At 37.1% G+C, this 15,811-nt stretch carries 16 protein-coding genes; 14 read left to right on the top strand and 2 right to left on the bottom strand.

Going from position 1 to position 15,811, the window contains the following annotated elements:
- Window positions 1-71 precede the first annotated feature (71 nt).
- The 7 genes from pyrD to rmf all read left to right on the top strand — a co-directional run bounded on the left by pyrD (window position 72) and on the right by rmf (window position 8,259).
- Complete coding sequence (gene pyrD, locus ABJD71_RS04240) at window positions 72-1,079, top strand: quinone-dependent dihydroorotate dehydrogenase (RefSeq protein ID WP_348165365.1); 1,008 nt, start codon at window positions 72-74, stop codon at window positions 1,077-1,079.
- A gap of 121 nt (window positions 1,080-1,200) precedes the next feature.
- Complete coding sequence (locus tag ABJD71_RS04235; protein ID WP_348165005.1) at window positions 1,201-1,725, top strand: cell division protein ZapC domain-containing protein; 525 nt, start codon at window positions 1,201-1,203, stop codon at window positions 1,723-1,725.
- A gap of 111 nt (window positions 1,726-1,836) precedes the next feature.
- On the top strand, window positions 1,837-3,936 hold the full coding sequence (rlmKL, locus tag ABJD71_RS04230; protein WP_348165002.1) for a bifunctional 23S rRNA (guanine(2069)-N(7))-methyltransferase RlmK/23S rRNA (guanine(2445)-N(2))-methyltransferase RlmL: 2,100 nt from the start codon (window positions 1,837-1,839) through the stop codon (window positions 3,934-3,936).
- Window positions 3,937-3,950: 14 nt separating this feature from the next.
- Window positions 3,951-4,184, top strand: coding sequence for a glutaredoxin family protein (locus ABJD71_RS04225; RefSeq protein ID WP_348164999.1), 234 nt, complete (start codon window positions 3,951-3,953; stop codon window positions 4,182-4,184).
- Window positions 4,181-6,082: an ABC transporter ATP-binding protein gene (locus ABJD71_RS04220; protein ID WP_348164996.1), complete on the top strand. Its 1,902-nt coding sequence runs from the start codon at window positions 4,181-4,183 to the stop codon at window positions 6,080-6,082. The genes ABJD71_RS04225 and ABJD71_RS04220 overlap by 4 nt, the downstream gene beginning before the upstream one ends.
- Window positions 6,083-6,108: 26 nt before the next feature.
- A complete protein-coding gene (locus tag ABJD71_RS04215; protein ID WP_348164993.1) occupies window positions 6,109-7,794 on the top strand; it encodes a DUF3466 family protein in 1,686 nt (561 codons plus the stop codon).
- 291 nt (window positions 7,795-8,085) lie between these two features.
- On the top strand, window positions 8,086-8,259 hold the full coding sequence (gene rmf, locus ABJD71_RS04210; protein ID WP_348164990.1) for a ribosome modulation factor: 174 nt from the start codon (window positions 8,086-8,088) through the stop codon (window positions 8,257-8,259).
- Between the two features lie 45 nt (window positions 8,260-8,304).
- Here rmf and fabA read toward each other — a convergent pair whose 3' ends face one another.
- A complete protein-coding gene (fabA, locus tag ABJD71_RS04205; protein ID WP_348164987.1) occupies window positions 8,305-8,823 on the bottom strand; it encodes a 3-hydroxyacyl-[acyl-carrier-protein] dehydratase FabA in 519 nt (172 codons plus the stop codon).
- Between the two features lie 136 nt (window positions 8,824-8,959).
- Here fabA and ABJD71_RS04200 point away from each other — a divergent pair, with 136 nt between their 5' ends.
- From ABJD71_RS04200 to bfr (ABJD71_RS04180), 5 genes are all read left to right on the top strand, one after another.
- The gene (locus ABJD71_RS04200) at window positions 8,960-9,211 is read left to right on the top strand and encodes a hypothetical protein (RefSeq protein WP_348164984.1); all 252 of its coding nucleotides are present in this window, start codon (window positions 8,960-8,962) and stop codon (window positions 9,209-9,211) included.
- A 7-nt stretch (window positions 9,212-9,218) separates the two neighbouring features.
- Complete coding sequence (locus ABJD71_RS04195; protein WP_348164981.1) at window positions 9,219-9,926, top strand: heparan-alpha-glucosaminide N-acetyltransferase; 708 nt, start codon at window positions 9,219-9,221, stop codon at window positions 9,924-9,926.
- A gap of 427 nt (window positions 9,927-10,353) precedes the next feature.
- Window positions 10,354-11,940, top strand: coding sequence for a cation:proton antiporter family protein (locus tag ABJD71_RS04190; RefSeq protein ID WP_348164977.1), 1,587 nt, complete (start codon window positions 10,354-10,356; stop codon window positions 11,938-11,940).
- Window positions 11,941-12,062: 122 nt separating this feature from the next.
- Complete coding sequence (bfr, locus tag ABJD71_RS04185; protein WP_348164974.1) at window positions 12,063-12,536, top strand: bacterioferritin; 474 nt, start codon at window positions 12,063-12,065, stop codon at window positions 12,534-12,536.
- A gap of 1 nt (window position 12,537) precedes the next feature.
- Entirely contained in the window at window positions 12,538-13,005 is a 468-nt protein-coding gene (gene bfr / locus ABJD71_RS04180) for a bacterioferritin (RefSeq protein WP_348164971.1), read from the top strand.
- A 59-nt stretch (window positions 13,006-13,064) separates the two neighbouring features.
- Here bfr (ABJD71_RS04180) and ABJD71_RS04175 read toward each other — a convergent pair whose 3' ends face one another.
- The gene (locus ABJD71_RS04175) at window positions 13,065-13,526 is read right to left on the bottom strand and encodes a hypothetical protein (protein ID WP_348164968.1); all 462 of its coding nucleotides are present in this window, start codon (window positions 13,524-13,526) and stop codon (window positions 13,065-13,067) included.
- A 232-nt stretch (window positions 13,527-13,758) separates the two neighbouring features.
- Between ABJD71_RS04175 and ccoN the strand changes: the two genes are divergently transcribed.
- Both ccoN and ccoO read left to right on the top strand, forming a co-directional pair.
- Window positions 13,759-15,192 carry a cytochrome-c oxidase, cbb3-type subunit I gene (gene ccoN, locus ABJD71_RS04170; protein WP_348164965.1) on the top strand — a complete coding sequence of 478 codons (1,434 nt, stop codon included), beginning with the start codon at window positions 13,759-13,761 and terminating at the stop codon, window positions 15,190-15,192.
- 12 nt (window positions 15,193-15,204) lie between these two features.
- On the top strand, window positions 15,205-15,810 hold the full coding sequence (ccoO, locus tag ABJD71_RS04165) for a cytochrome-c oxidase, cbb3-type subunit II (protein WP_348164962.1): 606 nt from the start codon (window positions 15,205-15,207) through the stop codon (window positions 15,808-15,810).
- Window position 15,811 lies beyond the last annotated feature (1 nt).

The following is a 15,811-nucleotide window of genomic DNA, read 5'->3' as shown; positions in this document are numbered from 1 at the left end:
AACTGTCTAACACAGCCCTGGTTGATACCTTTGGTACTTACCGGGGCTTTTTTATGTCTAAAGAGAAATATATGTATTCAATTATTCAAAAATGTCTATTTACCCAAGATGCTGAATGGAGCCACGACTTCACAATAAATTGGTTAAAACGAACTCAAAACACACCTTTAAACTTTATCTATAAACAAAGTATCCCAACAAAACCTGTAAATGTGTTTGGTATTGCATTCAAAAACCCAGTGGGCTTAGCCGCAGGGCTTGACAAAAATGGCGAGTGTATTGACGCTTTTGCTGCAATGGGTTTCGGTTTTATCGAAATAGGAACAGTGACGCCAAAAGCACAAGCTGGTAACGACAAACCAAGAATGTTTAGGTTACCCAAAGGGCAAGCGATTATTAACCGAATGGGGTTTAATAATAAAGGGGTAGACAACCTAATTGAGAACGTAAAGAGATGTAAATACGACGGCGTATTGGGTATTAACATTGGTAAAAATAAAACCACTCCAGAAGAAAATGCCTTAGACGATTATCTTATTTGTTTACGAAAAGTCTATAACTATGCGAGTTATGTCACTGTAAATATCTCATCACCAAACACACCCGGGCTTAGAAATCTACAACACGGAGATGCGCTAGAAACACTTCTGCAAGGGCTTAAAAAAGAGCAAAAATTATTAGAAGTAGAGCACGGTAAATATGTTCCAGTTCTCGTTAAGATCGCCCCCGATCTAAGCGACAGAGAGATTGTCGACATGTCAAATTCTTTGATCAATGCTGAGATCGACGGAGTCATCGCAACCAATACAACTTTAGACAGAGATCTTGTTGCGGGACAAGAAAATGCTGAAGAAATGGGGGGGCTGAGCGGCGCTGTGTTACAAGCTAAAAGCCAAGCTGTAACAGAGAAACTTTGCAAAGAGATTGCAGGCAGGATACCGGTTATAGGGGTAGGGGGTATTCACTCCGGATCATCTGCTAAGGAGCGGATCGAAGCCGGATCTCAGTTGATCCAAGTGTATTCAGCATTGATCTACAAAGGGCCATCTTTGATCAAAGAGATCGTAAACTCCTTATAAGGATCATAGAGAGATCTCGTTATTTTAGAATAATTAAATATGGCAAATTAACACCATTAGTTTGTTAATTTATGTTAGTTTTTTAGACGATAAATTTACTAATATTTGGTGTTTAATTTTTATGTTGCAGCCTATGGCAGATTGGTTTTGGTTCTCTGAAAATGGTCAACTCATGTTGTCCATGGGAAAAGAGTGGCAATGTACAACTGCATATAATCAACAGCATATTGTTAACTTGCCTGTAGATAAGCAACTTTTTAGTCTACGAGATACAGAACTATATCTTTCTATTGGAAATAGTTTATTAACTAGTGATGCACAGTTTTCTGAAGCTCAGTTAACACATGTTTTAATTAATGCGACAGCCGCTTTAATTTTTCACAAACCAATTTCCCCAAAAAGTTGGTTATTTGATGAAGTTGAGTATTTTGGGGTTAACCATAAACTGGCAAAAATAAACACATCGTTTGGCACTGGAATCGTTTTAGTCTTGTGCGACCAACAGCAGCTTGCAACCTGCATGTTAATATCCAACGAAATACTAATTACCAACAAGAAATGCCTAAATCAATTTGACTTGGTAAAGGTCGCTGTAAATCGTTTAGAGCCCCTTCTTATTGCATCTGGCTCTCAATTAACAGCCTAGTCCCGAAACTTCAGTATTTAATCCTATCCTTTTCCTGATTAAACATGCGCTTAGTGCATATTTACCGTATAATCGCGCCCGTTTTAACGTCATATCCCAGTGAGATACATAATGTTTGAATTTTTAGTTACTACTTCTAAAGGCTTAGATGGCCTGCTATTTGATGAGATAGCTGCTATTTGTCCTGATGTGGCGTTAAAAAGTAAGCCTGGCCAGGTTTTAGTTACCGGTGAGTTGAGCGATGCCTATAAGATATGTTTATGGTCAAGACTAGCAAACCGCGTATTAGTTAAACTGGCAGAAGGCGACATAGATACTGCAGAAGATGTCTACAAAGTAACTGATAAAGCGAATTGGCCCAGTCATTTTGGTGTAAGTGATACCTTTATGGTGGACTTTAACGGCACAAATCAAAGCATCAATAATACGCAATTTGGTGGATTAAAAGTTAAAGACGCCATTGTGGACCAGTTTTCAATGTTTTTTGATGAACGTCCATCAGTTAATAAGCTTTCACCAAACATACGCATACAGGCTAGATTATGGCGTAATGTATTAGCCGTTTATATTGATTTATCTGGTCAAAGTTTACATCAAAGGCATTACCGCGCTAAAACAGGCCTAGCCCCTGTGAAAGAACACTTAGCAAGTGCAATGTTAATTAGAAGCGGTTGGACATCAGACATAACAACACCCATGTTAGATCCCATGTGTGGTGCAGGTACTATAGCTATTGAAGCTGCGTTAATTTCAACCAATGTTGCGCCTGGCCTTAGTAGAAAACAATGGGGCTTTGATTCATGGAAACAGCACGAACCTAATGTTTGGGAAGAGCTTTGCTCTTTGGCCCAATCTTTAAAAAGAGGACCTCAAGGCAAAATTTTTGCAAACGACATAGATAAAGCAGTCGTCTCTATCGCAAAAGAAAATGCCCGTATTGCCGGTGTTCTAGATAATATTAATTTTACTACTCAAGATGCTTGTAATTTTAACCACTCTGAAAAAGACATTGGTTATATGGTTACCAATCCACCCTATGGTGAGAGATTAAGCGATAGCAACAAACTAATCCCAACCTTTCAAAAATGGGGTGTAGCTCTAAAACAAGTATTTAAAGAATGGAATCTTTCTATTCTGACTTCAGACCGTGACTTGTTACGTCAAATGAAATTGAGCTCCAAGAAAGAATACAAACTCATGAATGGTAAACTAGAGTGTGTTTTAGTCAATTTTGAACTAAATGAACGCAATTGTATTGTTCGTGAAATAAAACCTATCAGTAATGACTTTGCTAATCGTCTTAAAAAGAATTTACAAAAAACAGACAGATGGTTAAAAAAGCAAAATACTAACTGCTACCGAATCTATGATGCAGATCTACCTGAATATAATGTGGCGGTCGATAGATACGCCGATTACTTAGTGGTTCACGAATATGCGGCTCCTAAAGATGTTCCTGAACATAAAGCAAAGAAACGTTTACAAGATGTTATTTTAACCTTACCTGAGGTGACAGGAATTGACGCAAACAGGATAATCCTTAAAGTGAGGGAGCAACAAAAAGGAAAGAATCAATATCAAAAAGTATCGCAACGCAAAGAAACCATTGAAGTTTATGAAAATGGCGCCAAGTTTATTGTTAATTTATATGATTACTTAGACACTGGGTTGTTTTTAGATCACAGAATTACCAGACAACTCGTACAACAAAAATCTGCAGGTAAAGATGTGCTAAACCTATTTGCTTATACTGGGAGTGTTTCTGTGCATGCAGCGTTAGGTAAAGCAAAATCTATTACCACTGTTGATATGTCGAATACTTACATTGATTGGGCAAAAGAAAACTTTAAGTTAAATGCTCTAACTGGAGCATATGAATTTGTTCAAGCCAACTGTATAACTTGGCTAAAAAGCCATACAAGTAAATACGATTTAATGTTTATTGATCCTCCCTCTTTTTCTAATTCAAAAAGAATGGAATCTACATGGGATGTGCAACGAGACCATATCAATTTAATAAGTGACGCACTTAAATGTTTAACCCCAGGTGGTGAAATAATTTTTTCTAATAATTTACGTCAATTTAAATTAGATGAAGCAACCCTAACCAAAATGGGCTGTAGTATTCAGAATATTTCAAAACAGACATTACCTGAAGATTTTCAGAGGAATCCTAAAATTCATCACTGCTGGTCACTTGTTAAGCAATAGGATTATTTAACCTTATGACATTAGTTTTTTATTCAGGTAAAGAATGTTGCTTGTGCGATCAAGCCGAGTCTTTACTTAAAGAAGTATCTCCATCTGTATTAGCGCAGACAACTAAAGTTGATGTGCGTTCAAGTACAAACTTATATCACATGTATGGAGCCAGAATTCCGGTGTTATTTAATAAAGAGAACGAACAAGAATTGCCTTGGCCGTTTAATAAAGAACAATTAGTAGAGTTTTTATCTTGAGTTTATTTCAATTAAAAAATGCCAGTATCATTCTAGGCCATCCACCATTGTTAAATGGTATCGAGTTAGTTATTCAACCAGGTGAAAGGTTGTGTCTTGTTGGGCGCAATGGTTGTGGTAAATCAACTTTACTTAAAGTGATTGAAGGTGAGATTAAATTAGATGATGGTCAGCGCATAGTTAATGGTGATGTGAAAATTTCACGTTTGCCACAAGACCCACCATCGAGTGTACAATGCTCATTGTTTGATTATGTTTCTGAGGGATTGGCCGAAGTAGGGCAATATTTAAAAGAATATTTTCAGACTGCTGATTTAGTAGCTGAAGATCCTTCAGATGCTAACTTGCAAAAGTTAGAGACCTTGCAACACAAAATTGACCATCACAATGGTTGGCAATTTGAGCAAAAAATACAACAGGTATTAACCAAGTTACAACTAGATCCAACACAACAACTAAGTGATTTATCAGGTGGTTGGAGAAGAAAAGCTGCGTTAGCGAAGGCTATGGCGAGTGAACCAGATGTGTTGTTACTTGATGAGCCTACTAACCACCTAGATATTGATATGATTAAATGGCTTGAAGAAGCTATAGCTAGTTACTCAGGCGCAGTTGTCTTTGTTAGTCATGATAGAGCATTTATTCGTAAAGTTGCCAGTAGGATTATTGATTTAGACAGAGGAAACTTAGTTAGTTACCCAGGAAGCTACCAAGCTTATATTGAACAAAAGGCCCATGATTTAGAAGTTGAAGAAGCGCAAAATGCCCTATTTGATAAGAAATTAAGCCAAGAAGAGACTTGGATAAGACAGGGGATTAAAGCCCGTAGGACGAGAAACGAAGGCCGGGTGCGGGCACTTAAAGCCTTACGTTTAGAGCATTCTCAACGAGCAAATAAATTGGGGCGCGCTAAAGTGAGTGTTAGCGAATCTAAGAGCTCTGGCAAAATTGTGTTTGAAACTGAAGCTCTCCATTACAAAATCGCAGATAAATTAATTGTTGAATCATTAACGACTACAATAATGCGCGGCGAAAAACTTGCGTTAGTAGGCCCAAATGGTTGTGGTAAAAGTACGTTAATAAAACTTTTCCTTGAAGAGTTAAAACCGACATCAGGCATTGTAAAGTCTGGGGCGAACATTGAAGTTGCATATTTTGACCAACATAGAGACCAACTTGATGGTGAATTAAGGGTTATTGATTGTATTGCAGACGGCAAACGTGAAGTGACGTTAAATGGGCGAACTAAACATGTCATGAGTTACCTTCAAGACTATCTATTTACCCCAGAACGAGTAAATTCTCCCGTTAAATCCTTATCAGGAGGAGAAAAAAACCGCTTACTTTTAGCTAAACTGATGCTGAAACCAAGCAACTTATTAATACTTGATGAGCCAACCAACGACCTAGATGTAGAAACGTTAGAATTATTAGAAGATACAATTGCAAATTACCCCGGTACTGTGGTTTTGGTGAGTCATGATAGGGAGTTTGTAGATAACGTAGTAACCTCAAGTTACTTTTTTGAAGGTAATGGCATAGTTAAGGAGTTTGTTGGTGGCTGTACCGATATTTCCAATTGGTATAAACAATTAGCGAGCAATAAAAATTCAAAAGCTGAAACTAAATCAGAAACTAAGAGTCAAAAAACGAAGACCAAAGAAGCAAGTACTAAAAAGCTATCATATAAGCTTCAACATGAATTAGAATCGTTACCTTTAAAAATTGAATCCTTGGAAAACCAGATTGAAAGTTTACAAGCAAAAGTAAATAACGCTGAATTTTTCAAACAAGATGCAACCGTAACCGATCCCGTATTGAATGAATTGAATGAGATACAAACAGTACTCACTCAATCTTATGACAGATGGGACGAAATCGAAGGCATGCTCGAATAAAACATAAGCAGTAAGCAGGATATTACATGATTAAAAAAAGGCTGGCTGTAGCATTATCTATAGCTCTTTTATCAATAGGTTCAGTAGAAGCCGCTAAATACAAAGTGGTTGAATTAGATGTAGCAAACGAAGGCCGTAATAGCTTTCCGAGTGCCATTAATGACGACGGGGAAATTTCCGTTAATGTAAACCTCCCTTATAACATTCCAATTGATGTAGATTTACTAAACTTTAGTTCTTTAGTTTTGACAGACCCAGAAGCGGCAAGTGTTGGTAATATTAATGATACAGATTACGAAATTTTACTCGCCGACATTAGACTCCAACAAGGTTCCCAGTTCATTCAACAAATAGCTGAAACCATAAGCTATCAAGCATCTGAAGATGAAACTGATTACATCCCAGTTTTTGACCAACAGGCATCAGCAGATGGTGACTACACCTTGAGTTCTACTGTTAATACACGTGATATAAATAATTCAGAGTTTACAGTAGGAAGTAGCCAAGGGTATTTTTCTAAGATTGATTATCAATTTGAAAGTGGGACAGAGACTACTTTCATTGTAAATGAGTTTGGCATAAGAGGTTTTGTATCCCGCAACGGCCAAACAACGGAATTACCACCGCCAGAAGATTTTGCCGGAGGTTATAGTGAAGCCTATGGTATTAATGAAAGCAACCAAGTCGTGGGGATTGGTACGACTGAGTATTTGACCGACACATTTGAGTTTGCAGAAGAAAGTTGTGAAGACGAAGACTTAAGAGGTGACATTCCATATGAGTCATGTATATCAAGTCTAGCGGCATCACTTACGGCTAACTTGAATGGAGCATCTCAATTGAGGGGCTTAATTTGGGAGCTTGATGGTGAAGGTAACCTATTAGATACCACTGAATTAGGTATTTTGTTCGAACCAGAAGCTGAAGATACTGGGAGCTATACCAGCCGAGCTGTCGCTATAAATGATAATGGAATTGCTGTTGGTGAGTCTCAAGGGGAATATACCACGAGTAATGCTACAGTCATTCGAACGTACGGAGTTGTTTTTAACGGTGATGAAGTATTAAACCTGACACCAAACCCCGATATTTCTGTTGCAGCAACTACACCAACGATTAGTTCAGCTACAGATATAAATAACAACAATCTGGTAGTTGGCTATCAAAATCAGAGAATTAATGGTGTAACCAGAGAAAAGTTTTTTGTTTATGATATCAATTTAGGTGAATTAGAATTTCCAGAAGATTTTTTCTTGGGCTCTGAAAGTAATGCATTGGATATTAACAATAATAATTTAGTGGTGGGTTTTGGTGAAGTTGACGCATCACTAGGACAAAGGCGCTCTGAAGGCTTTCTATATGACCACAATGTAAAAGAGTTTAATAGAATAGGGGACTTAATAGATTGTGATTCTAAATACACAATAGTCCAAGCCAATAGCATAAACGATAATGACGAAATTGCTGCCACTGCCCTTTACCTAGCGCCTTTACGTGATTCGAGAGGAGAGCTAGTCATTGACTCTGCTGGTAACGAAGTATTGGTAGATACCGTAGCAGCTGTTAAATTAATACCTATTGAAGGTGGTGATGTTGATATCTGTGAAGTGCCTCAAGAAGAGGTTGTTAGGCCACGTCAAGGAGCCTCAATAAGCTGGCTATTATTGTTTTCTGGAATGTTGCTAATGTGGCGTCGGTTAACTAAACAGTAAACGTATTTAGTTTGAAAGCCGCTTGATAAAGTGAATTACTTTAGAAAAGCGGTTTTTTTATGTCTAAATTTTATGAGAGAACATAAATAAGCCTATATATAGAATTCATTTAAAAATTTATTTTTTAGAAAAAATTGGTTTATTACTAAATAAACTGACATCTCAATAAGTTAACAGCAATACCAAATAAAACGTAAAGTTTAGTATTGAACCTAATCCTAATTTCTATTATCACTACGGTGTAGTTCGAGAGAACTGCCATCACATCCTAAAACCCAAAGAGAGAACTCAATGAAAAGACAGAAAAGAGATAGACTTTCCAGAGCACATTCCAAAGGTTACCAAGCAGGTATTGCAGGGCGTTCAAAAGATAATTGTCCGTTCCAAAGTTCAGAAGTGAGGTCGGAGTGGTTAGGCGGCTGGCGAGAAGCCATTGGAGATAGAAATCTAGGACTAATCAAATAAAAAAAGCCCCGTATGGGGCTTTATTATTTGAGAAAACAATTCTAATTAAAAATTACTGGTATCTTGAAATAAACCTACTTTTAAATCTTTAGCTTGGTAAATAACACGCCCATCAACCGCAACTGTACCATCACCTAAACCCATAAATAATTTACGCTTTATGACACGTTTTAAGTCAATACGGTATGTAACTTTCTTTGCTGTAGGTAAAATCTGTCCTGTAAATTTAACTTCACCAACGCCTAGTGCTCGCCCTTTACCTGGACCACCAGACCAGCCCAAGAAAAATCCAACTAATTGCCACATGGCATCTAACCCTAAGCAACCTGGCATTACAGGGTCACCAGGAAAGTGGCATTCAAAAAACCAAAGGTCAGGGGTGATATCTAATTCAGCTTCAATGTAACCCTTATCAAACTCTCCACCGGTTTCATGTATTTCTACAATTCTATCCATCATTAACATATTAGGGGCGGGGAGCTGACTATTACCTGGTCCAAATAAGTCACCTTGGCTACAGGCTAAAAGTTCTTCTCTCGTGAAACTATTTTGTTGTATTGTCATTCTATATACTTGCCTAAATTATTTTAGAGAGTAATTTAGCGAACACTTGTAAGCTAAACAACTCTGAACAGTCAAAAACTTATACTTTTTATCAATTTTAGATGTAAAAAGCATAAAAGACAGCAATAAGGCCGCAATGAACAAATTTAAACCTAATGCAAATGCAGAAAAACAAAAACGTTTTCGAGATCGACAGAAAGAAAAAGGTAATAAACAGGTACGTGGATACGTGACACCTAATGCCAAGTTTTGTTATAACGAAATATCTGAAAAAACGGGATGGACTGATAGTGAGATATTGTCCAACTCGTTACGCATAACCTATGCGGCTTATAAATGTGGCCAAATTAAGTTATTAAATGAATGGCTGAAAGATAATAATAACTAATAATAACATGAGCTTAACTGAAAATAGAGTATGTCGATGCTTTGAAGTTGATGTATTAAGAGGCTTCGCCATTGTTTTAATGGTTATTTTCCATTTCTGTTACGATTTGGCCACTTTCGGATGGGCGTCTTTTAATACAGGCCAAGATATTGAGTGGCGAATCTTTAGAGCGATTATTGTTAGTTCATTTTTGCTTGCTGTAGGTATGAGCAGTTATTTGGCATATCACAAACACATTAATGTAAGTAAATTAGCTAATGCCACCTGTAAGCTTATTTTAGTTGCTGTATTCTTAACTATTAGTAGTGTGTTTATGTATCCAACAACTTGGGTCTATTTTGGCATTATTCATTTAATAGCAGTAGCGTTACCAATATCAGTGTTGTTTGTTCGAAGACCCACAATTTCAGTCATCGTTGGTATTTTGGTTATACTCCTTTACAGTTTAGGCTGGCTAACGATGGAGCCAATATGGCGTTGGTCGGTATCTAATATTGGCATACCTAAGAAAACAGTAGATCTCGCAAGCTTGATACCCTGGATAGGGGTCGTGTTAATAGGGATATTTGTGATGCATAAACATATGTTTTCAATAAAACTTCCTGAACATTACATATTCAAAAAGTTAGGAATGTTAGGCCGGCACTCATTAATTATTTATTTAGTGCATCAACCAATAATGTATGGGATCTTGCTGGCGATAAAATCTATTTAATCGTCATGCTCGATACACTTATATTTGAAACTCCACAGGTTTCTAACTCTGTACATATACTTAAACATTAATACGTGTTGCTAAAGATATAGCCACATGTATTTAGTTGATAACATTATTGAATTAACAAGGTACAGCTATGCCAATATAAGCATCATTGACCTATGTGCTACATATACACTTAAGTTCCTATAATGTATATTATGTTAAATTAGATGTATTATACATGTTCCATTACTAACTTAGTCACCGCCACTATGGAATTTGAAGTCGCCACAAAATACTCTTTAATGACTTTGCGCTACTGGGTTAATGTGTGAGCACTGATCACAGTATCAGTTAGCTTAATTAATAACAATAAAGCTTCTGACATTCCTTGCGAAAAGCATTACCATAGATTTTTTACCTAACTCTTTTTATTGGTGCTATGGAATTTGCATTTATCCTTCTTGCCTTTGCTTGTGGCTTTGGCGCAAAACTTTTAGGTTTACCCACTCTTATAGGTTACTTAGCCGCTGGATTTGTTTTAAATTATCTAGGTTTTGAATCTACAGACAACCTTCAAAATCTTGCTAATTTAGGCATCACATTAATGTTATTCAGCATAGGCCTTAAACTTAATGTCCAGGATTTACTAAAAAAAGAAGTTTGGCTTGGCAGTATTTCTCATACTCTGCTTTGGGTTACTGTTGTTAATTTAACTTTAACCGCTTTAACTTATTTTGGATTAAGTGTTTTTGCTGACCTAGATTTCTATACGCATTGCCTACTAGCATTTTCTTTAAGTTTTAGTAGCACTGTCTGCATAGTCAAGATATTAGAAGAAAGTGGTGAAATTAGGACGCGACACGGTAAGTTAGCCATTGGTGTCTTGGTTATGCAAGATATAGTAGCTGTGCTTTTTTTAGTAATTGCAACAGGAAAAGCCCCTACAGTATGGGCGCCTCTGTTAATTGTTTTATTTTTCATTAAGCCTCTATGGGCGAAAATACTAGAAATAGTAGGCCATGGTGAGTTATTAGTTTTGACTGGGTTCATGTTGGCCTTGGGGGGCTATCAGTTATTTGAGTTAGTTGGAATTAAAGGCGATTTGGGGGCGTTAGTCATAGGAATGATCATTGCCACCCACGTAAAATCTGCAGAAATGTCGAAGGCCTTAATGAGCTTTAAAGACCTGTTTTTAATTGGTTTTTTCTTAACAATTGGTTTCAGTGCCCTACCCACCTTAGATTTGCTAATTACAGCACTTTTACTATGTCTATTCATACCGATCAAGTTCGTAATTTTCTTCAAACTGTTCCTTATGCTTAAACTAAGAGCTAGAACGAGTTATCTAGCAAGTCTCGTTCTGTCAAATTATAGTGAGTTCGGTCTTATAGTTGTTGCACTATTGGTTAGCCTTGGTTGGTTAGCAGCACATTGGTTGGTCATATTTGCGCTAGCTGTATCATTCTCTTTTGTCGTCACGGGCCTAGTTTATAAAACATCTCATAATCAATATACTAGGTATAAAGAAGCCCTCAAACATTTCGAAAAACCGGTCAGACTAAAAGAGGATATCTATGTTCAACCAGCAGGTGCACAGATTATAGTAGTAGGCTTAGGTCGAGTTGGGAAAGGTGCATACTCATCTTTAAATTCAATGGTAGGTGGCAAAGTATGGGGAATGGATGCAGACCCCATTAGGATTAGACGACTTAAAGAACAGGGCTTTCAAGCTATGGTGGGTGATGGTGAAGATGTTGATCTTTGGGAGAATATGGACCTAAGCAATATAGAACTTGTGTTGTTAGCTTTACCTTCAATTGAGGACATATGTAATATTACCGAGCAATTAAAACATGCAAATTATATTGGGAAAATAGCGTCTATAGCCCGCTATGAGGACGAAATTCAACCATTATTAGATGCTGGTTCTGATAAGGTTTTTAACTTTTTCACTGAAGCAGGTATGGGTTTTGCTGAAGAAAGCTTAAGACTACTACCCACTATAAACACTGTTGAAAAAGATTAAAAACGAGAATCATTATCACTGTGTATATCATTGTTTTATAAAGGTTTTTTTTAATTTTAATTGGTATTTCAAAGTAGTGCATACTATAATCCAAAAATCAGATATTGTTATGGAACATTTTTATGAAAGGTGACAAACAGGTAATTAGTGCACTTAACGAAGTATTGACCTTTGAATTGACTTCAATTAACCAATATTTCTTGCATGCAAAGATGTACAAAAACTGGGGGTTTGAAAACCTAAGTAAACGTACCTATAAAAAATCAATTAAAGATATGAAACAAGCCGATGAGTTGATCGAGCGAGTGTTGTTTTTAGAAGGTATCCCTAATTTACAATTGTTAGGAAAACTAATGATTGGTGAAGAAACCACTGAGATGCTGAGTTGTGATATGACTTTTCAGCAATCACAAATTCCTTTATTGAAAAAAGCCATTAGCTTATGTGAGGAACTCCAAGATTTTGTATCTAGAGATCTATTTGAAGAGATATTAAAGTATGAAGAAGATCACATTGATTGGATAGAAACTCAGCAATATCAGATTAAACATATGGGTATTGAAAACTACTTACAAAGCCAGTTAGAGGAAGATTAGTATGCAAGGTAAACAAATTATTATTGATAAGCTTAATTCCTTATTGGCTTTTGAATTAGCGGCCATGGACCAGTACTTTATTCACTCAGAAATGTATCAAGATTGGGGACTAACAAAGCTTTATGAACGTATCTCCCATGAGTTTGATGATGAAAAAGGCCACGCTACTAAATTAATAGAACGTATGTTGTTTTTAGAAGGTGTGCCCGACATGACTAAGCGAGATGGGTTAGTCATAGGCACTGATGTTCCAAGCATGTTAGAAAGTGACTTAAGAGTCGAGTATGTTGTTGCACAAGCATTGAAAGATACTATTAGCTTATGTGAGGCTGAGCAAGATTACGTTACTAGAGATATGTTATTGGTTTTATTGGACGATACAGAAATGGACCACGCGCATTGGTTAGAGCAACAAATTGGTTTGATCAAACGCCTAGGGTTATCTAACTATTTACAATCTCAAATGTAAATTAAATTAAGACCAACGCCCCCTACTCTAAAACCGGATATATAACTTACCCGGTTTTTTTAATTTCTGGACGTATCAAAGTTGAAAAACCAAGATTGCTCACCTTTGTCTTGACTCTCTGTGAGTATAATCAATTGCCACTTCATATTTGGTTCGCTACACGCACCTAAAAATAACACCCCTTGATATGATTTTTGGAACGATGTCTCTTTAACATTATCAATAAGTACAGCAGTTTTTCCCATATACATATTTACTCCCTGAACCCACATTTTCTTAATTTTCAAAGTTGGGCTAGTAAGTATATGTAAATTTAACTCTTCTTCTAATTCTATATCTTGTAAGAATTCAACAGTTACAAACTCCGCAATATTAACTAACTCACATTTTTGTTGTTTAGTTAAGTTGCATTGCACCGTCTCATTTGGCCCTAAAGTGGTATTTAGACTAAATAAAAAGCCTATAACCACTAAAATAATAGCGATGATGATCAATGTTTGGTTAAAAAAGGTACGACTCACAATTTCTCAACAGGTATAATAAAAAGCTAATTAAGTTTGATAAAAAAAAAGAGTGCTGGCAAGGCTGTTTTATCTTTCTTTTTAGTGATTAAATCCCTAGAATATTTAGGGTTATGGATCATATTAAGCTAAATATCAATTGCTTAGCTAATTGGGCAAATATCAGACTATGCTGTATTTTAATTGTAAAAAACCAGTAAATTTTATGTTAACAGAGTGGAAGATTCATTAAATGAGTGAAGCTATTCAAGTACATCCCGAATATAACTATAAAGTAATTCGGCAGTTTGCGGTGATGACCGTTGTGTGGGGCATTATAGGCATGGCAATGGGTGTGTTTATTGCTGCTCAACTTTATTGGCCTGCATTAAACTTCGATACGCCTTGGTTAACCTTTTCTAGGTTAAGACCATTACATACCAATGCAGTAATTTTTGCTTTTGGTGGGTGTGCATTATTCGCTACATCTCTGTATGTGGTTCAGCGAACATCTAATGTGAGGTTATTCAGCGATAAGCTTGCTACATTTACTTTTTGGGGATGGCAAGCGGTTATTGTTTTAGCCGTGATCACGCTACCTATGGGTCTTACAAGTTCAAAAGAATATGCAGAGCTAGAGTGGCCAATTGATATTCTTTTAGCATTAGTTTGGGTGTCCTATATAATTAACTTCTTCGGAACCATGATAATTCGCAAGGTTTCTCATATCTATGTAGCAAACTGGTTTTTTGGTGCGTTCATGATCACCGTTGCGGTTTTGCATATTGCCAATAGCATGGTTATTCCAGTCTCATTAACTAAGTCCTACTCGATTTATGCTGGTGCGGTAGATGCAATGATTCAATGGTGGTACGGACATAATGCAGTTGGGTTCTTCTTAACTGCTGGCTTCTTAGGCATGATGTATTATTTTGTACCTAAACAAGCTGGACGCCCTGTCTATTCGTATCGATTATCTGTAGTACATTTTTGGGCTCTTATTTCATTGTACATTTGGGCCGGACCTCACCATTTACATTACACTGCCCTTCCAGACTGGACTCAGTCACTAGGTATGGCTATGTCTATTATTCTATTTGTTCCATCTTGGGGCGGTATGATTAACGGCATCATGACGTTATCTGGTGCATGGCATAAGTTGAGAACTGACCCAGTTTTACGTTTCTTGGTTGTTTCTTTATCTTTCTACGGTATGTCTACCTTTGAAGGGCCTATGATGGCTATCAAAACAGTCAATGCATTATCTCATTATACTGATTGGACTATTGGTCATGTTCACTCGGGAGCCTTAGGTTGGGTTGCCATGGTATCCATAGGTTCAATTTATCATCTCATCCCGGTGTTATTCGATAAACCAAGAATGTACAGCATAAAGTTGATTAACGTACATTTCTGGTTTGCTACTGTTGGCGTGGTGTTATACATAGTAGCCATGTGGATGTCAGGTGTACTTCAAGGTTTAATGTGGCGTGCAATTAATGATGACGGTACCCTAACCTACAGTTTTGTTGAGTCTCTCGAGGCTTCAAAACCATTCTACTTTGTTCGATTCTTAGGTGGGGTGTTAGTGGTGATTGGTATGTTGATCATGGCTTACAACGTCTACAGAACCATTAAAAGTGATAGTAAAGAACAGGCGATAGAGCCTGAAGCGCAAGCGGTGTAAGGAAGTCTATCGATGAAAAATGCACATGAAATAATTGAAAAAAATGTCGGCCTTCTGGCCATACTTATACTAGTAGCGATTAGTTTAGGAGGGATGGCACAAATAACACCGCTTATGTTTCAACAACAAACTATGACGCCGGTAGATGGATTAACACCTTATACGCCATTACAGATGGAAGGACGTGATATTTTCATCCGCGAAGGATGTGTTGGTTGTCATAGCCAAATGATCCGTCCTTTTAGAGCAGAAACTGAACGTTATGGTCACTACTCTGTTGCTGGAGAGTCAGTATGGGAGCATCCATTTTTATGGGGCTCTAAACGAACTGGCCCTGACTTAGCTCGTGTAGGTGGGCGTTACAGTGATGCTTGGCATCAGGTTCATTTAATCAATCCAAGAGATGTTGTTCCTGAATCAAATATGCCCGGGTTTCCTTGGTTAATGGAAAATACTTTAGATGGTGAATTAACAGCGAAAAAACTATCAGTATTTAGAGATTTTGGTGTTCCTTATACAGACGAAGATATTGCTGGTGCAAAAAACGCAGTGAAAGGTAAGACAGAAATGGAAGCCCTAATTGCATATTTACAATCTCTTGGCACGGCGTTGAAATAAT

This window comes from Paraglaciecola sp. (assembly GCF_039943935.1).
GTDB lineage: Bacteria > Pseudomonadota > Gammaproteobacteria > Enterobacterales > Alteromonadaceae > Paraglaciecola.
Note: the sequence above shows the minus strand (reverse complement) of the source record. Positions and strands in the feature narration are given on the sequence as shown.